Consider the following 17,284-nt stretch of genomic DNA (forward strand, 5'->3'; position numbering starts at 1 on the left):
CTAGAATGGAAATGTCATTTTAAAAAAACGTTTACAAAATTCTTGCTTCGACAAAATATTCATGTTATAGTTAACGCAATTAAACAAACAACCTTTTTAGGATTGTTACTGGTTATGCAGGCAAAACCTAAATCACGTAAACTATGAGACTAGTATGTTTTCTCTACGTGATTTAGGTTTTTTTATTTTTATCTGCTTGAAAGCGTAACCTAAAAACATAAATGGAGGTAATTCCAGATGACAAAAACATACCAATTTCCAGAAGGATTTTTATGGGGCGGTGCAACAGCTGCCAACCAATTAGAAGGCGCGTATCTTGAAGGTGGCAAGGGAATGAACCTTGCTGATGTAATGCCTGGTGGAAAAATCCGTTTTCAATTAATCACGACTCCTGGCTTTAACTTTGAGATCGACAAGGAAAAATATACGTATCCGAACCATGACGGTATCGACTTCTATCACCGTTATGCTGAAGATATTGCACTATTTGCTGAAATGGGCTTTAAAACATTCCGTCTATCGATTGCTTGGTCACGTATTTTCCCTAATGGGGACGAGCTAGAGCCAAACGAAGAAGGTCTTGCATTCTATGACCGCGTATTCGATGAGTGCTTAAAGCATGGAATTGAACCACTTGTAACAATATCTCACTATGAAATGCCTTTATATTTAATTAAAGAGTACGGTGGTTGGAGAAACCGTGAAGTGATTGGATTCTTCGAGCGTTATGCAAAGACTTTATTTAATCGCTATAAAAACAAGGTAAAATACTGGTTAACATTCAATGAAATTAACGGAGCAACACATATGCCAATCTTTGGACTTGGGTTCTCTCCAGCTACTGAAGATGTTCGCCTGCAGGAAAGCTTCCAAGGCTTACACCACCAATTTGTAGCAAGCAGCTTAGCTACAAAGGCTTGTCATGAAATTAATCCAGATGCTCAAATCGGCTGTATGTTAATTTATGCTCCTGTTTACGCATATGATTGTAATCCGGTTAATGTATTACATGCGATGAAGGAAGAACAGATCTTTAACTATATTTGTGGAGACGTACAAGTACGTGGGGAGTATCCTGCCTTCACAAAACGCTATTTTAAAGAAAATGGCATCGAGCTTGAAATGCAGCAAGGTGATTTAGAAATTATCAAGCAATACCCAGTTGATTTCATTTCTTTCAGCTACTACATGTCTCGTACAGAAAAGAAAGAATTAACTGAGGAAGAAAAGGCAAACGGAAATATCTTCAATGGTGTGAAAAATCCATTCTTAAAAGCTAGTGACTGGGGCTGGGAAATCGACCCGACTGGTCTAAGAATTGCTTTAAATCAATTATACGATCGTTATCGTGTACCTTTATTTATCGTTGAAAACGGACTTGGTGCATACGATAAGGTTGAGGAAGATGGAAGCATCAATGACGACTATCGTATCAATTACCTTCGCGAGCATATTGAAGCGATGGGTGAAGCAATCGAAGATGGTGTAGACTTAATGGGTTACACTCCTTGGGGCTGTATCGACCTTGTAAGTGCTTCAACTGGTGAATTATCAAAGCGTTACGGCTTCATCTATGTAGACAAGCACGACGACGGAAGCGGTACACTTGAGCGTAGTAGTAAGAAGTCATTCTACTGGTATAAGAATGTTATTGCTACGAACGGGCAAGAGCTATAATAAATAGGAAGCATTGGTCCATTTGGTGGGCCAATGCTTTTTTTGTTGGGGTCGAAAGGTTTTTATGGCTGGCTACTTTGCCAATTGTTGTGGGGAATGAAGGACGGTTCTTCTGAAATCTCCACAGTATGTCCTTCATAAGCTCGATGAAAGACGTTTCCTCGGGCTTCTCCCCTGGTTTTATCCTTCATAGGCCCAATGAAAGACGTTTCCTCGTAAATCTCCCCTGGTTTCATCCTTCATAAGCCCAATGAAAGACGTTTCCTCGTAAATCTCCCCTGGTTTTATCCTTCATAAGCCCAATGAAAGACGTTTCCTCGTAAATCTCCCCTGGTTTCATCCTTCATTAACCCTATGAAAGACGTTTCCTCGGGCTTCTCCCCTGGTTTTATCCTTCATTAACCCTATGAAAGACGTTTCCTCGGGCTTCTCCCCTGGTTTTATCCTTCATAAGCCCAATGAAAGACGTTTCCTCGTAAATCTCCCTTGGTTTTATCCTTCATTAACCCTATGAAAGACGTTTCCACCGAATTCATCTCTAATTTTGCTCTTCATAAGCTTTATGTAAACTGCGCTAGCACCAACACCAACGGTCCAACAATAAAGCAATAATAAGCGAAGTACTTCAAATTCCCTCGCTCCATAATTCCCATAAACCACTTAAGCGAGAAGTAAGATAATAATAGAGACATCACAAACGCCACGATATAAGGTATAAGCATGTCTCCCAATTGCATGTCTCCTACTTTTAACACAATCGCCCCTAAGCTAACGGGAATATATAGCAGGAATGAGAATCGTAAGGCGGTTTCTCTTTTCATTCCTATTCCCATCGCAGCCACGATTGTTGCACCTGAGCGGCTTATTCCAGGAATTAATGCAACTGCTTGAGCACAACCAACAATAAGGGCATCCTTAACCGTTAACCCTCTGTCTCCTTTTGTTCCCTTAAGATTTCTAATAAGCCATAGTGCTATCCCTGTTACGAGTAAAGCTCCACCAATTGGAGCTATTCCTCTGAAATAACTAGAGATCGTATCTTCTAATAGAATCCCAATCACTCCAGCAGGTATCGTACCAATTATTAAATAAACGATAAAGAGAAAATCATTCTTATCATTTGGATCCTTTTTCACTATATATTGGCTACCATTTATAAGTAATCTGATGAGGTCCTCTCGATAAATGAGTAATACAGCCAAAAGGGATGCGAAATTCATTAATACTTCAAAGCTAAAATCTCCTTCAGCCACATCAATTCCTAAAAATTCCTGAACGAGCACCAAATGTCCGCTAGAGGAAATAGGAATAGGTTCTGTAAAACCTTGTAGTGCTCCTAAAAACGCATATTTTAATATGATTAATATTTCTTCCACCGACTCACTCCTTAACAAAAATTAAAAGAGGCTTGGAAAGGATCCAAGCCCACATTATTATACTATTAAGCTCTTTTAATTTCCAAATATTGAATATGGTGTCCATCCTTCTTCTGGACTTTAAACACATATCCTTCTGCTTCTAGCTCCGTACCCACCTGTGCTTCCATATCCTGAGTCATGAACCATCCACCAATGGTATCCACATCGGCATTTGATAAAGTGGTTTCCAACAGATGATTAACGTCCTCGACTAACAACTTAGAATCTACAATATAGTGGTTTTCGTTCACCTTACGAATATCAGGTAATTCATCCTCATCAAACTCATCACGAATTTCCCCAACAATTTCTTCTAGAATATCTTCAACAGTGACTAATCCAGAAGTTCCACCATACTCATCTATTAATATCGCAATATGTGTACGCTCCTTTTGCATTTTAACCAGTAAGTCATGAATTGGAACGGTCTCAATCACACGGATAATCGGGTTAATATGGGACTCAATCGTGAAACCAGTCTTTTTCTGTTCATCTGAAATATCAGCTGTCAACAACTCTTTTACATTAATGAAACCAACAATATTATCTTTGTCACCATTCACAACTGGGTATCTAGTATAATTTTCAGATTTAACAGTTGCAAGAATATCGGCATATGATTCATCTATAGAAATGGATACCATCTCTGTTCGAGGAACCATAATCTCTTTCGCTATTCTTTCGTCAAATTCAAATATATTGTTCATGTATTTTAGTTCGTTTTTGTTAATTTCTCCACTCTTATAACTTTCAGATAATAAAATCCTAAGTTCCTCTTCAGAGTGAGCTGCTTCGTGTTCGGAAGCAGGTTTCAGACCAAACGCTCCAACCAATAAACGAGCAGAACCGTTTAAGAACCAAATAAAGGGATACATGATACGGTAGAACCAAATGATGGGTACCGCGAACATCAATGTAACTGCTTCAGCTTTTTGAATAGCCACCGTCTTAGGTGCAAGCTCACCAACAACCACATGCAAGAATGTTACTAAAGCAAAGGCAATCCCGAATGACAAAATTCCAATCACTGATTCATTTAAATGAAAATGTTCAAATACTGGATGTAATATTTTTTCAACAGTCGGCTCACCTAACCACCCTAATCCTAACGCGGTAATTGTAATCCCTAATTGACAGGCTGATAAATATTCATCTAAATGGGTCACCACTCGTTTAGCCGATACAGCACCCTTTTTTCCTTCCGCAATCAATTGGTCAATTCTCGATACACGAACCTTTACAATAGCAAACTCTGTAGCTACGAAAAAAGCAGTTAAAGCAATTAATAAAGCAATTAAAAGTAAATTTATAGTTGTCAACGATCGGTCTTACAAAGTAAGACCTACACCTCCTAGTATAGTAAAACAAAAGTTTAATTAATCAATAACAATAGGGTCTGTATTAATGAAAGACTCTCATTGGATACATTCTTTTTTACATTCTTTAAATTCTTTTGATCCAAGTGAGCCAATACATCTGTGACCTCTTTTTCCAAACCTTGAATCTTCAGTCTCAGTTCAAGAACATCGATTTCTTCTGCATCTTTTTCTACGACTATTTCTTTTATTTCTTCTAGTGACATTCCGTTCTTTTTGCATTGTTCAATATAATGCAATCGTTCTATCGCCGACTTATCATAGTAGCGGTAGTTCGAAGTGGAACGCTCTACTTTTAATAGTCCTAGATTCGTATAATAATCGATGGTTCTCTTTGTAACATTTGCCATTTCCGCTAACTCACCAATTTTCAACTTCTCAGTCCCAAACGAACCCCTCCAAACCGTCACGTGATAGTTATGAAATGAATTATACAATGAGATGAAATTTATAACAACTAATACGGACGATATGGAATAAAGTTTCATAGAAAAACCCCCTACTTAGGGGGCGTATTGTCAAAACTTTTATATTAAAAAAGTTAATAATCCTTGATATAAAGGGGTTTAAATGCAAAAAACTTGCCACCCCCATAGTTTTAGGATAAAAGTGAGGTTACGACACCGAACACTTAATCCCTAAAAGCTAGGAAGTGACAAGTTTGTACCCTCAATTATTAACTTATTTAATGGAATTTATCAAGTATCAAGATCAGGTAATTCGAACATTACTTACCCTGCTTATTGGGAAGGGCATGTTTGAAAAGCCTGAAGAAACTCCTGTAAATAAACCTTACCGTAAACTTCAGGTGGATGATCTTCCGATCATCGAAGCGCTCCAGAAACATGATTATCGTATTCTTCTTACAGAATATCTGGAGAAGAACGGTAAGCATTTAAAACCTGTTCAAAGGCGTTCTAATGTAAAGACAGCGGTGTCTACATCAATGAGTTGCCCAAAGTGCGGTGCTCCATCGGATTATCTCTATGCCAATAATGGAGGCAAAGGACAGTATCAATGTAAGGTGTGTACTTGTGTTTTTAACGAAAAGAGCCGCTATTTGAAACTCATAAGCCCCAAAATGAACTTGGACAATAAGAGTAATATTTATTATACTGCTTAATGTACCAAGGAGGCTGACATCATGAAACGAATAAAACATTCTAAAGAATTTAAATTACAAGTCATCAAGGAAGCCCAAGACACAGGGAAGAATACCCTTGTAGCTCGCCGGTATGATCTGAATCCCAATATGGTTAGTCGCTGGGTTCGTGAATACAAAGATGGTAAATTTGGTGAAGTAGATGTGGCTGTGCTGCCAGATATAGACTCCAAAGAATTATCCAAAGAAAATGAAAAACTTAAAATGTTATTAGGTGAAAAAGACCTTGAAATAGCGATCCTGAGGGATCTTATAAAAAAGAAAAACCCTCACTTGCTGAAAAGCATGAAGTAGCTAACAAATGGATTCAAAAAGGCTACTCGATTTCAAAGGTGCTTAAAATCATAGGTATTCCTCGATCCACATACTATTATCAAAAGAATTATCGTGTTGAGGAGAAAAAAGTAAGTGAGGGACGTCCAGCACCAGGTTATTCGATCCAAGAGGACGGTCAAAAGATATCAGACGAACAGATTAAAGAATTTCTACTAGAAGAGATTGCCGGTGATTGCTATAACTATGGTTATCGCAAACTCACTAAGGTCTTAAGGCGAAAATACAAACTTAAAATTAACAAGAAAAAAGTATACCGGATTTGTAAAGAATTGGGCATCTTACGCCCACAGCGCCAAAAGAAAGTCTCATACCCTAGGAAACTAGCAAGAAATCGCATTATTACAAGATCTAATCAGCTATGGGAAGCTGACATTAAATATGGCTTTATCGAAGGTGAGGATCGCTTTTTCTTTGTCATGTCCATCATCGATGTTTATGACAGGGGCATCATTACCTATCATATGGGATTAAGCTGCACTGGAGATGATGTCAAACAGACACTGAAAAGGGCATTATTAAAACGCCAACAATATGATGAATTGGAAAAACCTGTAATCCGAACAGACAATGGACCGCAGTTTATTTCCCATACTTTTGAAAAGTTTTGTGAAGATTCCAAAATTGAGCACGAAAGAATTCCACCAAGAACACCAAATATGAATGCTCATATTGAGTCTTTCCATCGCATTTTTGAGGACGATTGCCTATCCAGATGGCAGTTTGAAACCTACACAGAAGCATATCAAGAAGTCATGAATTTTATGGAGTTCTACAACGAGAGACGTATGCATTCTAGTATACTAGATTTGTCACCAAAGGAATTCTATCAAAAACAAGATTCATTGGTGATCAAGGAGGTTCGGGTGTAATGGATGTATTCATTCAAAGCATCAGCTTGATTTGGAGTGGCGGGCATGATAGCCTCGTTCGGCGATGCCAATGTTGTAAAACAGCTGGCTTCTTGGCAGGAGAATCATGCCCGCAGAGGCTCCATGTCAAGCAACATGGCCTTTTTGAAGAATAATGAAAGAAATCTATAAAATAAAAAACTGAGGAAATGAAAGAATAAGAGAGTTATTGTCCAAAATTCGGGGGTTAATCCGGAAAGAGGCTATTTTGAAGTGTCCTCATTGTTCTAAAACACTTGAGAAAGTCAAGGCGCGAAAAGACTTTGACGTGTATAAGTGCAAGAATAATGACTGTTCCTATTACCAAAGAAAACTGAATGGTATGTCTTCAAAAGAGAAGAAACAGTTTAAAAAGGACCCTCAAGCCTTTAAGATTAGATACATTTACCGACAGTTTCGAATTGATTTTCAGCCATTGTCTAAGTCTACTCCACAGAAGCCAAAGGTAGATTTATCAAGGTTATATGTTTCGCCACATACATTAGGGCTCATTTTAACCTACCATGTTAACTATGGCCTTTCGGCCCGTAAAACAGCAGCACTGATGAAAGATGTTCACGGGGTATCTATATCGCATCAAAGCATTTTAAATTACGAGAATGCAGTAGCCCTTACACTTAAGCCTTACGTAGATTACTACCCGTATGAACTTTCTGACCAGTTCTGCGGGGACGAAACCTATATCAGGGTGAACGGCCGTTGGCATTACTTGTTTTTCTTCTTTGATGCGGTGAAAAAGATTATTCTCTCTTACCCAGTGTCACCAAATCGGGATACAGCTACGGCGATCCGTGCGATTGATGATGTCTTAGTGAAGATGAAGGATATTCCTAAAGACCTTACGTTTGTGGTGGACGGCAATCCGATTTATCTTTTAGCTCAACACTTTTTTGCCCAACACGATATTCAGTTCGATATTAAGCAGGTTATCGGGCTTACCAATGAAGATCCTGTATCAACGGAGTATCGACCACTAAAGCAAGTAATTGAAAGACTCAATCGCACATTTAAGGGTAATTATCGCTCAACACACGGGTTCGGATCTGAACACGGCTCTGTTTCTTTCGTCACATTGTTTGTGGCTTACTTTAACTTTTTAAGGCCTCACTCTGCATTAGAAGGTAAGGTGCCCGTGCTTAATCCGGAGTTATCACAGCTCCCGAATATGCCAGCACGATGGTCTAAACTTATTGGTTTAGCACAAGAATGGATCATTGAGCAATCAGCCTAACTTTTTTGTTTAGCAGAGCCCTTGAGTAAATCAGCAATCGGCGAAGCGAACTCTTGACAAACCGAACTTGCCAATGGTTTAAAATGGAAAAAACCAAGGGCTATTTGGCATGCCTTCTTTTTGTCCCCTTCGCCCTTGATAAGGGAATCTCAAACCATTGGCGTGTTTGTCAAGAGCGATTGCGGGTACTTCCAATACAAAAAAGAGAGAAAAACAAACCCTCAGGTTACTTTTTCATAGAAGTTTTGACACTACCTTAGGGGGCAAATACTTATGATTGTGCAACCGAAACCTTTCGTGCACTTGCTATCGCCTTTTTCTTTTTCATCTTTCATTCTCCTTTTCTTCGTTCTTACTATACTGTACTTGGAAACAGTGAAAATTTAATGACGAAAACAAAGTGCGTAACTTAAGAAAAAAGCGTAACCACCAAAATAGTGATTACGCCTAAAGAAAATTATAAGATTTGTGCATTCATGCTTCCTTTAAAATGTCCTAACGCCCAATCATGTCCGGCTTGATTAAAGCTAGCTACTGCCTTTTCATGTATGACAATTTTAAACCCTTTGTTATAGGCATCCACAGCTGTATGTAGCACGCAAATATCGGTGCAAACACCGACTAAGTGGACCTCAGTAATGCCTCTCTCTCTTAGCTTGATCTCTAAATCCGTCCCAGCGAACGCACTGTAGCGAGTTTTATCCATCCAATACACCTGTTCCTTCTCAAGGTTTTGAAGATACAGCGTGTTTAACTTCCCATACAAATGCCTGCCCTCTGTCCCTTCCATATTATGAGGAGGATACAGCTCCGATTCCGGATGATAATGATCTCCCTCTTTATGCAGGTCAATCGCGAACACCACATACTCACCATTGCTTATAAATTCTTCTGTAATCTTGATGATTTCTCCTTCGATAGCTATTCCAGGCTCCCCACATGGCAAAGCACCCACAACAAAATCATTCGTATAATCGATATTGATCAAAGCTCTCTTTGTCATCGTTACACTCCTCAAGAATATTTCATACCTTCATTGTAATGTTATTCCTCTAGCTTTGAAAGTTTAAACCCGGTGATTCCAAATATCATGGTAATAATCGGACTCAACAAACAGAAAAATGTAAAAGGAAGATAAGATAAGGTCTCTACTCCTAATACTCCCGTTAAAAAGACTCCACATACACTCCATGGAACCAGTGGATTGACTACCGTCCCTGCATCTTCTAAAATTCTGGAAAGATTTTTCCCATGTAAGCCCATCTTTTTGTACCTTTCTTTAAAGGAACTTCCTGTTAAAAGGATAGAAAGGTATTGTTCTCCAACTAAGAAATTAATGGTAATGGCTGTTCCTGCCGTCCACACCACAAGACTCCAAACTTTATTCAACATTCCACTAATTCCTTCAAGCAGAGCTGGAAGAATTCCAAGCTTAAAAAATAATCCACCCATGGCTAACGCTAAAAGAATAAGTGAAACAGAAAACATCATGCTTTCCATTCCGCCTCTTGAAAGCATCGAATCAATTTCCTTCACTCCTGTATCGGAAGAATAACCAGTAAATAGGGTGTTCATTAGCCCCTGAAGATGGACTTCCTTTTGTACAAATATCGTAACGAAAAGAGAAGTCGCAATTCCTGAAGCCAAGGTAATAATCGCTGGGACTTTTTTAATCGCTAACAATGCTAACACAATAAATGGGAATAAGGAGTACCAATGAACTAGATCATGGTCTTTCAAGCTTGCTTTTAAAAGTTCTAAATACGCAAAGTTCGCAGCAGATTCAGCTGGTGATAATAAAACAAATAATAGAAAGGATAAGACAAACGCCGGGACCGTTGTCCAAGCCATATTTCTGATGTGATCAAACAAATCTACGTGAACAGTTGAAGAAGCCAATATCGTTGTATCTGATAGAGGTGACATTTTATCTCCAAAAAAGGCACCAGAAATCACAGCCCCTGCTGTTATCGCATCTGATAACCCAAGCGCAGTGGAAACACTCATAAAGGCAACACCGATGGTCGCTGCAGTCGTTAACGAACTACCAATACTCATGCCAATAATAGCGGTCACGGCAAACGCAATCGCATAGAACCATTTCTCACTAACGACTTCAAGCGCCAAGTAGATAAATGTAGGAATCGTTCCACTTTCCATCCAACTACTAATCAACATCCCGATAAAAAGAAAAATAAATACGGCTCCAGCTCCAGATTTAGCTCCATTAATGATGGCCTCTTCCAATTCAATAACGGAAACTTTCTTGTATATACCGTAAAGAAACAGTCCCATAATGGCTAAAACAATGGGAATATGAGGAACGGCACCAGCAAATATAAGAGAATAACTAATTCCCCCAATAACTATCATCGAGATAATAAAAGCTTCCATTGGTTTAATTGTTAGTACGCTGTCTTGATTCATGATGTTTTCCTCCAATAAGGGTTTTGTGCAAAAGAAAAAAGCCCTCAACGTCAATAGGGACAAAGGAGCTCCGCGTTACTACCCTAATTCATATAAGAATAGCGGACTTTCTAGATTATGAAGTTCACTATTTTACTTAAACGCTTTTTAGCATTAAAGTATGTTACTAATATAATAATTTACTAGGTTTCTGTCAAGAGAAAAACAAAAAGCAGTGAGTCCTAAGAAGATCTCACTGCTTTTTCCCATTAAACCTCTAATCGAATTCGATTTCCTGAAGGATCTGCTGTAATAAATGCACCCTTCTCCTCTGTAACTGTTACGCCTATTCCTTGTAACTGAGAGATGATTTGCTCTCTCTTTTCTTCACTAGGAAACACCATCGTATAAGATTCCATGCCAACACTGTTTTCAGCAGCTGGTGGGGCACCGACACCATTCCAGGTGTTCAATCCAATATGGTGATGGTATTTGCCAGTAGAAATAAATAAGGCCTGACCTCCGTATCGAGTTACAACTTCAAATCCAAGTCCTTTTGTATAAAACTCCTCTGTTTTCTGTAACTCTGATACATGAAGATGAATATGCCCCATAATCGTACCAGCTGGCATCCCCGTCCACGCTTCCCCGCCTCCCTCAGCAAGAAGACTTTCCGCATCTAACGCAACCGTGGCCATTTCCACTTCTCCATTATTCCAACTCCAATCAGAAGCTGGTCTGTCCGCATACACTTCAATTCCATTCCCATCTGGGTCTGCTAAATAGATGGCTTCACTGACCAAATGGTCGGATGCGCCTTGTAATGGATAACGCACCTGGAGAAAATGTTTTAATAATCTTCCTAGATCTGCACGAGTTGGTAAAAGTAAAGCGAAGTGATAAAGTCCAGTTGTTCTACCCTGCTTCGACACGACCTCATCCGGCTGTTGAATAGCAACAAGAACGGTTTTCCCATCAGCTGTTAGATCGGCCGTAGTGCTTGTTTGGTGTAACACCTGTAGTCGGAGGACTTCTTGGTAAAAAGTAAGCGAACGTTCTAAGTTTGCTACTTTTAGGTTTACTTGGCTAACAAATGTATTTGGTTCACGATGAAATCCCATTTGTGATCTCTCCTTTAGTATATTGCTTCATTTATACTTATCATTTACTATTTATCTTTTTAAAACCATAGTTAGTAACTTACTTTATGTAAGTAATTATATTTTCATAACAAACAAACGTCAAGTAAGTATTTTATAAAAAATAATTTAATTATGAAAAAAAGGGGTTATAATAGAAGGAAGGAGTGATTGTCATGGATAAATCTATTTGTCCTAGATTTGAAAAAGCGATGAGTATTTTAAGCCAAAGATGGACCGGCTTAATTATTTACCAGTTACTAGGTGGCCCACAGCGTTTTTGCAGCCTAGAATCATCCATTGGTGTCAGTGGTCGTGTGCTTTCAGAGAGGTTAAAGGATTTGGAGAATGAAGGCATTGTGAAGCGCGAAGTATTCCCAGAAACTCCTGTTCGAATTGAATATTCACTAACTGATAAGGGAGTAGCCTTGGAGCCTCTTATGAGAGATATAGAAAAATGGTCACAAGCTTGGCTAGAAGTATAATAAAAGGTTGCAATCCTAAGATTGCAACCTTTTTTCATTAGTTCAGTACGGTTTTACTGTCTTTGCCTTTGTTTGTTAACTTACGTAAATATGGTAATGCATAACGATCTAGACCGAATAAACCAGCATTCGCACCGGCAGTAATGATTAAGAGCCCATTAAAATATCTGTAGGATTATGAGAAACTGTCCCTGCCAATAAGAATGAAAAGTTCATTACTATTCCGAAGAAAGAAGCAGCTGTTGTTAGGCAGCCTAAAATTAAACCTAAGCCTACTAGAAATTCGCCCCAAGGAACCATAAAGTTAAACAGCTCCACATTCGGTAAAGCGACACTTTCTAGGAATGACGTATACGCACCATACACAGCACTTCCATCTGGACCTGCGACCGGATTTTTAATGGCATTCCCAATAAAACCACTTGCATCAAATGCCCCTCCGCTAATTTTCCCCCAACCTGCTGTTAAAAAGCCGTATCCTAAATACAGTCGAATAACTGTAACAATCCCTGCTGCAATGTTGTTATTTCTCCACCATTTGTTTATCATATGAATCTTCCTTTCAGTAATAAAAAGTATTATTTCTATGCCCTAAGATTAACATTCTCAATTTCAAATATCATTACTTCAAGGGATTGTTCAATTTTTCGCTACAAAGTTATGACTTATTTGTGAACTAATTCACATAGATTATAATAAAAATACACCAAGATTGGTGTATTTAAACTTTATTTCCCTGTTTCAGCAAATGTTTTAATTCGATCGCCAATTTCATCACGAACACGTTGGAAGAATGCCCATTTTTCCTCGTCTGTTCCTTCTGCTTTCGCCGGATCATCAAAGCCCCAATGCTCACGCTTCACATGTGGAGGAGTCACAGGGCAATGGTCTGCTGCGTGTCCACATAGAGTGACTACTAAGTCGGCATTGTTTAAGATTTCAGGGTCAATCGTGTCAGATGTTTGATTGGAAATATCGATACCTGCTTCCTTCATTGCTTTCACTGCATTCGGGTTCAAACCGTGTGCTTCCAGTCCAGCACTTTTTACATCCCACTCTTCTCCTAAGTGCTTTTTCGCCCAACCTTCCGCCATCTGGCTTCTGCAAGAATTTCCTGTACATAAAAAGTAAATTGTTTTTTTCGTCATGTTTTTCTTCTCCTTTTAATGAAGTAATAGTAACCAAATATAAAGCCCAACCAACGTAATGAATAGTGTTGGGATGGTTAGAATAATACCTGTTTTAAAATAAGTCCCCCATGAAATTTTGACTCCCTTTTGTGATAAAACATGGAGCCATAATAGAGTCGCAAGGGACCCAATCGGAGTAATCTTGGGTCCAAGATCCGAACCAATGACATTTGCATAGATGAGCGCTTCTCGAATGACTCCCGATGTATTGGTATCAGCAATCGCTAACGCATCAATCATAACGGTCGGCATATTGTTCATGACAGAGGATAAAATCGCCGCAATAAAGCCCATCCCAATAGTGGCTGCGAACAATCCTTGATCAGCTGTTACCTGAATCAGGTCTGCTAATACATTAGTTAAGCCTACATTTCGCAAACCGTAAACAACCACATACATTCCAATTGAGAAAAAGACAATCGCCCATGGTGCCCCTTTTACAACGGTGCGCGTATTGACAGCCGGACTTCTTCTTGCCAAAAGGAGGAAGAAGATCGCGACCATTCCAGCAATAATTGAAACAGGAATTCCTGTAAACTCACTCGCAAAATATCCAATAAGAAGAATTGCTAACACGAGCCAAGAGAGACGAAACATTTTCTGATCTCGTATCGCATCTACCGGTTTTTTCAGCTGTGTAAGATCATAGGATTTAGGAATACTTTTTCGAAAATAAAGATAAAGAACCAGAATGCTCGCTGCTAACGAAAAGAAATTTGGCACAATCATCCTTGAGGCGAATTCAGCAAAGCCGATGCCAAAAAAGTCAGCAGAAACAATATTCACCAGGTTACTAACGACAAGTGGTAACGAGGTGGTGTCCGCGATAAATCCACTTGCGATAATAAAGGGAAACACCATACCCTCGTTGAATTGTAAGTTTCGAACCATCGCCAGGACGATTGGTGTGAGAATTAATGCAGCTCCATCATTAGCAAAGAATGCTGCAACGATTGCTCCTAAAATGGAAACATACACAAACATGCGAACACCGTTTCCTTTTGCAGCCCGAGCCATATGAAGGGCCGACCACTCAAAGAAACCAATTTCATCTAGAATTAAAGAAATAATAATAATGGCGATAAATGCTAAGGTCGCATTCCAAACGATGCCCGTTACATCAAGAACATCCTGAAAATCGACTACTCCAACAAGCAGTGCCACGATTGCCCCACCACAAGCGGACCACCCAATCGACAACCCCTTCGGCTGCCAAATAACTAAAACCAGTGTCAGCAAAAAAATCACTGATGCTAAAACAATTGATGTCACAAATGAACCTCCTTATTCACAACAAGAAATACGTAACCCTTGTTTTTCTAACTCATCCAACCGGTAGCCTTGATCAGGTAATGATTTAAGAACATCCTGCAAGAATAGGTAGTACTCACTTTCCTTATTTAAGGAATAAATAATCCACTGTCCCCTTCTTGATTCCTTAACAATGCCCTTATCCTTAAGCTTTCTTACATGCTGGCTGATCGCTGGCTGACTGGTTTTAAAAATCTCAACAAACTCACACACACAGCAGTCATGTGAATCTAATATTTTCACGATCGTTAATCGTGTTTTGTCTCCTAGAAGCTTTAAGATATGAGCGAACTCTTCAATCTCAATGACAGATTCTTGTTGCATGAAAACACCTCCTAATTGGCCATTAGAATACGTTTATCTTTCCCAAATGTTTGATGCAAATAAGCATATAATCGATTACTTATATAATAATACACTTATATACATAGCTCAATCCGTTTTTTGTAAAGCTTTTGTAAAATCGATAAAACAAAATCAATTTTTTTGATTTAACAGTTGCCAAAACTTACCACTGGAAGTATAATACAGTATATCAAGTATTTTTGATTAAAGGAGAACGAAAAGTGAAACAGTTCATTCCCTTAACGGACGTAACTCGTACAACTAATGAAGAGATCAATCTGCAAAAAAAGCTTGAAACATACGAAGCCAAATTCAAAGCCCTTGCAGATCAAAAACGCCTATACATCTTACACCTTTTGGTTCAACAAAACTCGAGCTGTGTTTGTGATTTGAGTGAGTTGATTGACATGCCTCAATCCAAGCTTTCGTATCACTTAAAAATTTTGCTTGATGCGGGTTTAATCACAAAAGAAACAAAAGGTACGTGGAGCTATTACCAAGTAAACACCGAAGAAATCAATCACCTACTGTCCCCTGAGCTTTGCTGCCTATTTAGACCTAGCTGCAGTTAGGTTTTCTTTTAAAGGATTAGATCAATTTTTTTTGATTAATACATCAATATATTTTGATTAAAGGAGACGATCACATGTTTTATCAAGACTATCATGCCATCGCAAAGCTAAAGCAACAGGAAGTCGAAAGAAATGCTAGACACGCTTGGAAGTTTTTTGAGAGAGAAGAATCGAAAAAAATCTCGATCCCCGCTCCACGTAAAGATCCAAATTGCTGTGTTACACCGGCTAACGCTTAATTTGAAAGGAGGTGAATTCAAAATGAGCTTTTTGAAGAAACTAGTAAAAACAAATAATTCAGATTGCTGTGGTGTGGAAATCAAAGAAGTTAGTGAAAAAGATGAGAAGACTAGCGCTTGTTGTGGTGGAGCCGATCAGACTAAGTGTTGTTAATAGATTATAGTAGGAATGGCTCGAATGGGTATGTTCGTGCCATTCTTTTTTCGTTGTTTGTATTCGGACTTGCTCCTTCTTTTTTCTCATGCATCTGTCCGAATCACCACTGCATTTGGACTCTGTCCTCCTTTTTTCGGTGATTCCTGTCCAAATCACCACTGCATTTGGACTCGATCCTTCTTTTTTCGGTGATTCCTGTCCGAATCACCATTGCATTTGGACTCTGTCCTTCTTTTTTCGGCCACTACTGTCCGAATCATCACTGCATTCGGACTCTGTCCTTCTTTTTCGGCCACTACTGTCCGAATCATCACTGCATTCGGACTCGAGCCTCCTTTTTTGGCGACTACTGTCCGAATCATCACTGCATTCGGACTCTGTCCTTCTTTTTTCGGCCACTACTGTCCGAATCATCACTGCATTTGGACTCGAGCCTCCTTTTTGCGGTGACTCCTGTCCGAATCATCACTGCATTCGGACTCGAGCCTCCTTTTTGCGGTGATTGCTGTCCGAATCAACACGCATTCGGACTCTGTCCTTCTTTTTTCCAGCGACCCCTGCCCGAATCACCCTGCCATTCAGACTCGATCCTCCTTTTTCCAGCAACCCCTGTCCAAATCCCCCTCCCCCACCAACCCTTAACACCAAGTTAACACCGCCCTCAACTTATTAATTGACATTCGCTCAAATTCTAACTATATTTATATAGACCGATCTCTATAATTTCTAAAAGGATGACTTCATACGATGAAAATCAAAAAAGAACATACAAAAGAGATTATTTTACAAACTGCTTCTCGTTTGTTTCAACGTCAAGGATATAGTGCGACCGGGGTTAATCAAATTATCGAGGAGAGTGGTACGCCTAAAGGCTCTTTGTATTACCATTTTCCAAAAGGGAAAGAAGAAATTGCTTTAGAAGCGATTAACCTGATGAAGCAGCATGTTCTAAAGCAAACGGCAAAGGATCTCACTTCCACAGATAATCTGATTCAAGCCTTTCAACAACATGTGAACAATATTGCTGTATTTTTCGATTCACCTTGCAGCTTAGAGGGATTAAAAATTGGTCTACTTGCTGCGGAAACGGCGAATACGCATGAACCGCTTCGAGTTGCTTGTGAACAAACCTTCAAAGAATGGCAGGGTCTTTACGCAGAAAAGCTTGAGCAAAATGGCTACGAGACCACAAAGGCTCGAGAGCTTGCTGTTACCATCAATGCCTTGCTTGAGGGGGCAACAACCCTTTCATTAACTAGTAAAAACGGGGATACTTTGCGTTTAATCGCTAACCAAATTCCTACATTACTCAGCCATAAGAACTAGGAGGAA

At 39.2% G+C, this 17,284-nt stretch carries 19 protein-coding genes and 3 pseudogenes; 11 read left to right on the forward strand and 11 right to left on the reverse strand.

Going from position 1 to position 17,284, the window contains the following annotated elements; translation table 11 throughout:
• The first annotated feature begins 237 nt into the window (after positions 1-237).
• Positions 238-1,677: a glycoside hydrolase family 1 protein gene (locus MKX65_RS21425; RefSeq protein WP_340905504.1), complete on the forward strand. Its 1,440-nt coding sequence runs from the start codon at positions 238-240 to the stop codon at positions 1,675-1,677.
• A 560-nt stretch (positions 1,678-2,237) separates the two neighbouring features.
• Here the strand turns inward: MKX65_RS21425 and MKX65_RS21430 are convergent.
• The 3 genes from MKX65_RS21430 to MKX65_RS21440 form a co-directional block, all read right to left on the reverse strand.
• Positions 2,238-3,053 (reverse strand): undecaprenyl-diphosphate phosphatase, encoded by an 816-nt coding sequence (locus MKX65_RS21430; protein WP_340905505.1) that lies wholly within the window; start codon positions 3,051-3,053, stop codon positions 2,238-2,240.
• Positions 3,054-3,118: 65 nt separating this feature from the next.
• The gene (locus tag MKX65_RS21435; RefSeq protein WP_340905507.1) at positions 3,119-4,414 is read right to left on the reverse strand and encodes a hemolysin family protein; all 1,296 of its coding nucleotides are present in this window, start codon (positions 4,412-4,414) and stop codon (positions 3,119-3,121) included.
• Between the two features lie 53 nt (positions 4,415-4,467).
• Positions 4,468-4,959: a MerR family transcriptional regulator gene (locus MKX65_RS21440; protein WP_160549620.1), complete on the reverse strand. Its 492-nt coding sequence runs from the start codon at positions 4,957-4,959 to the stop codon at positions 4,468-4,470.
• Positions 4,960-5,132: 173 nt separating this feature from the next.
• On the opposite strand from MKX65_RS21440, the pseudogene MKX65_RS21445 reads away from it, so the two are divergent.
• The 5 genes and pseudogenes from MKX65_RS21445 to MKX65_RS21460 all read left to right on the forward strand — a co-directional run.
• Positions 5,133-5,537: pseudogene (locus MKX65_RS21445) on the forward strand (DDE-type integrase/transposase/recombinase); the annotation flags it as partial.
• 78 nt (positions 5,538-5,615) lie between these two features.
• Positions 5,616-5,927, forward strand: coding sequence for a transposase (locus MKX65_RS27170; protein ID WP_016205489.1), 312 nt, complete (start codon positions 5,616-5,618; stop codon positions 5,925-5,927).
• A gap of 11 nt (positions 5,928-5,938) precedes the next feature.
• The gene (locus MKX65_RS21450) at positions 5,939-6,838 is read left to right on the forward strand and encodes an IS3 family transposase (protein ID WP_040344397.1); all 900 of its coding nucleotides are present in this window, start codon (positions 5,939-5,941) and stop codon (positions 6,836-6,838) included.
• A gap of 45 nt (positions 6,839-6,883) precedes the next feature.
• On the forward strand, positions 6,884-7,009 hold the full coding sequence (locus tag MKX65_RS21455) for a hypothetical protein (RefSeq protein ID WP_263479876.1): 126 nt from the start codon (positions 6,884-6,886) through the stop codon (positions 7,007-7,009).
• A gap of 64 nt (positions 7,010-7,073) precedes the next feature.
• Positions 7,074-8,108: pseudogene (locus MKX65_RS21460) on the forward strand (IS6 family transposase); the annotation flags it as partial.
• A gap of 457 nt (positions 8,109-8,565) precedes the next feature.
• Here MKX65_RS21460 and MKX65_RS21465 read toward each other — a convergent pair.
• The 3 genes from MKX65_RS21465 to MKX65_RS21475 all read right to left on the reverse strand — a co-directional run bounded on the left by MKX65_RS21465 (position 8,566) and on the right by MKX65_RS21475 (position 11,635).
• Positions 8,566-9,111 carry a cysteine hydrolase family protein gene (locus tag MKX65_RS21465; RefSeq protein ID WP_340905510.1) on the reverse strand — a complete coding sequence of 182 codons (546 nt, stop codon included), beginning with the start codon at positions 9,109-9,111 and terminating at the stop codon, positions 8,566-8,568.
• A gap of 41 nt (positions 9,112-9,152) precedes the next feature.
• Positions 9,153-10,535: a Na+/H+ antiporter NhaC gene (nhaC, locus tag MKX65_RS21470; protein ID WP_340905511.1), complete on the reverse strand. Its 1,383-nt coding sequence runs from the start codon at positions 10,533-10,535 to the stop codon at positions 9,153-9,155.
• 248 nt (positions 10,536-10,783) lie between these two features.
• A complete protein-coding gene (locus tag MKX65_RS21475) occupies positions 10,784-11,635 on the reverse strand; it encodes a VOC family protein (protein WP_160549289.1) in 852 nt (283 codons plus the stop codon).
• Positions 11,636-11,829: 194 nt separating this feature from the next.
• On the opposite strand from MKX65_RS21475, the gene MKX65_RS21480 reads away from it, so the two are divergent.
• Entirely contained in the window at positions 11,830-12,138 is a 309-nt protein-coding gene (locus tag MKX65_RS21480) for a winged helix-turn-helix transcriptional regulator (protein ID WP_160549290.1), read from the forward strand.
• 37 nt (positions 12,139-12,175) lie between these two features.
• On the opposite strand, the pseudogene MKX65_RS21485 reads toward MKX65_RS21480, so the two are convergent.
• The 4 genes and pseudogenes from MKX65_RS21485 to MKX65_RS21500 all read right to left on the reverse strand — a co-directional run bounded on the left by MKX65_RS21485 (position 12,176) and on the right by MKX65_RS21500 (position 14,963).
• A pseudogene (locus MKX65_RS21485) lies at positions 12,176-12,687 on the reverse strand (DoxX family membrane protein).
• Positions 12,688-12,866: 179 nt separating this feature from the next.
• Positions 12,867-13,286: an arsenate reductase (thioredoxin) gene (gene arsC / locus MKX65_RS21490; RefSeq protein WP_160549291.1), complete on the reverse strand. Its 420-nt coding sequence runs from the start codon at positions 13,284-13,286 to the stop codon at positions 12,867-12,869.
• Between the two features lie 15 nt (positions 13,287-13,301).
• Entirely contained in the window at positions 13,302-14,600 is a 1,299-nt protein-coding gene (locus MKX65_RS21495) for an arsenic transporter (RefSeq protein ID WP_340905512.1), read from the reverse strand.
• A gap of 12 nt (positions 14,601-14,612) precedes the next feature.
• The gene (locus MKX65_RS21500; RefSeq protein WP_160549292.1) at positions 14,613-14,963 is read right to left on the reverse strand and encodes a metalloregulator ArsR/SmtB family transcription factor; all 351 of its coding nucleotides are present in this window, start codon (positions 14,961-14,963) and stop codon (positions 14,613-14,615) included.
• Positions 14,964-15,256: 293 nt separating this feature from the next.
• Between MKX65_RS21500 and MKX65_RS21505 the strand changes: the two genes are divergently transcribed.
• The 3 genes from MKX65_RS21505 (at position 15,257) to MKX65_RS21515 (ending at position 15,949) form a co-directional block, all read left to right on the forward strand.
• Positions 15,257-15,556, forward strand: coding sequence for an ArsR/SmtB family transcription factor (locus tag MKX65_RS21505; RefSeq protein WP_340906358.1), 300 nt, complete (start codon positions 15,257-15,259; stop codon positions 15,554-15,556).
• Between the two features lie 74 nt (positions 15,557-15,630).
• A complete protein-coding gene (locus tag MKX65_RS21510) occupies positions 15,631-15,795 on the forward strand; it encodes a hypothetical protein (RefSeq protein WP_160549293.1) in 165 nt (54 codons plus the stop codon).
• A gap of 22 nt (positions 15,796-15,817) precedes the next feature.
• Positions 15,818-15,949, forward strand: coding sequence for a hypothetical protein (locus MKX65_RS21515; RefSeq protein ID WP_340905514.1), 132 nt, complete (start codon positions 15,818-15,820; stop codon positions 15,947-15,949).
• A gap of 155 nt (positions 15,950-16,104) precedes the next feature.
• Here MKX65_RS21515 and MKX65_RS21520 read toward each other — a convergent pair whose 3' ends face one another.
• Positions 16,105-16,317, reverse strand: coding sequence for a hypothetical protein (locus MKX65_RS21520; RefSeq protein WP_340905515.1), 213 nt, complete (start codon positions 16,315-16,317; stop codon positions 16,105-16,107).
• A gap of 382 nt (positions 16,318-16,699) precedes the next feature.
• Here MKX65_RS21520 and MKX65_RS21525 point away from each other — a divergent pair, with 382 nt between their 5' ends.
• A complete protein-coding gene (locus MKX65_RS21525) occupies positions 16,700-17,278 on the forward strand; it encodes a TetR/AcrR family transcriptional regulator (protein ID WP_340905516.1) in 579 nt (192 codons plus the stop codon).
• Positions 17,279-17,284 lie beyond the last annotated feature (6 nt).

This window comes from Robertmurraya sp. FSL R5-0851, from assembly GCF_038002965.1.
Lineage (GTDB): Bacteria > Bacillota > Bacilli > Bacillales > Cytobacillaceae > Robertmurraya_A > Robertmurraya_A beringensis.

What these genes read in the sequence shown, in the direction of transcription:
- MKX65_RS21425 (WP_340905504.1), top strand. Translation starts at nt 238, where the DNA reads ATGACAAAAACATACCAATTTCCAGAAGGATTTTTATGGGGCGGTGCA.
- MKX65_RS21440 (WP_160549620.1), bottom strand. Translation starts at nt 4,959, where the DNA reads ATGAAACTTTATTCCATATCGTCCGTATTAGTTGTTATAAATTTCATC.
- MKX65_RS27170 (WP_016205489.1), top strand. Translation starts at nt 5,616, where the DNA reads ATGAAACGAATAAAACATTCTAAAGAATTTAAATTACAAGTCATCAAG.
- MKX65_RS21455 (WP_263479876.1), top strand. Translation starts at nt 6,884, where the DNA reads ATGATAGCCTCGTTCGGCGATGCCAATGTTGTAAAACAGCTGGCTTCT.
- MKX65_RS21465 (WP_340905510.1), bottom strand. Translation starts at nt 9,111, where the DNA reads ATGACAAAGAGAGCTTTGATCAATATCGATTATACGAATGATTTTGTT.
- nhaC (WP_340905511.1), bottom strand. Translation starts at nt 10,535, where the DNA reads ATGAATCAAGACAGCGTACTAACAATTAAACCAATGGAAGCTTTTATT.
- MKX65_RS21475 (WP_160549289.1), bottom strand. Translation starts at nt 11,635, where the DNA reads ATGGGATTTCATCGTGAACCAAATACATTTGTTAGCCAAGTAAACCTA.
- MKX65_RS21480 (WP_160549290.1), top strand. Translation starts at nt 11,830, where the DNA reads ATGGATAAATCTATTTGTCCTAGATTTGAAAAAGCGATGAGTATTTTA.
- arsC (WP_160549291.1), bottom strand. Translation starts at nt 13,286, where the DNA reads ATGACGAAAAAAACAATTTACTTTTTATGTACAGGAAATTCTTGCAGA.
- MKX65_RS21500 (WP_160549292.1), bottom strand. Translation starts at nt 14,963, where the DNA reads ATGCAACAAGAATCTGTCATTGAGATTGAAGAGTTCGCTCATATCTTA.
- MKX65_RS21510 (WP_160549293.1), top strand. Translation starts at nt 15,631, where the DNA reads ATGTTTTATCAAGACTATCATGCCATCGCAAAGCTAAAGCAACAGGAA.
- MKX65_RS21515 (WP_340905514.1), top strand. Translation starts at nt 15,818, where the DNA reads ATGAGCTTTTTGAAGAAACTAGTAAAAACAAATAATTCAGATTGCTGT.
- MKX65_RS21525 (WP_340905516.1), top strand. Translation starts at nt 16,700, where the DNA reads ATGAAAATCAAAAAAGAACATACAAAAGAGATTATTTTACAAACTGCT.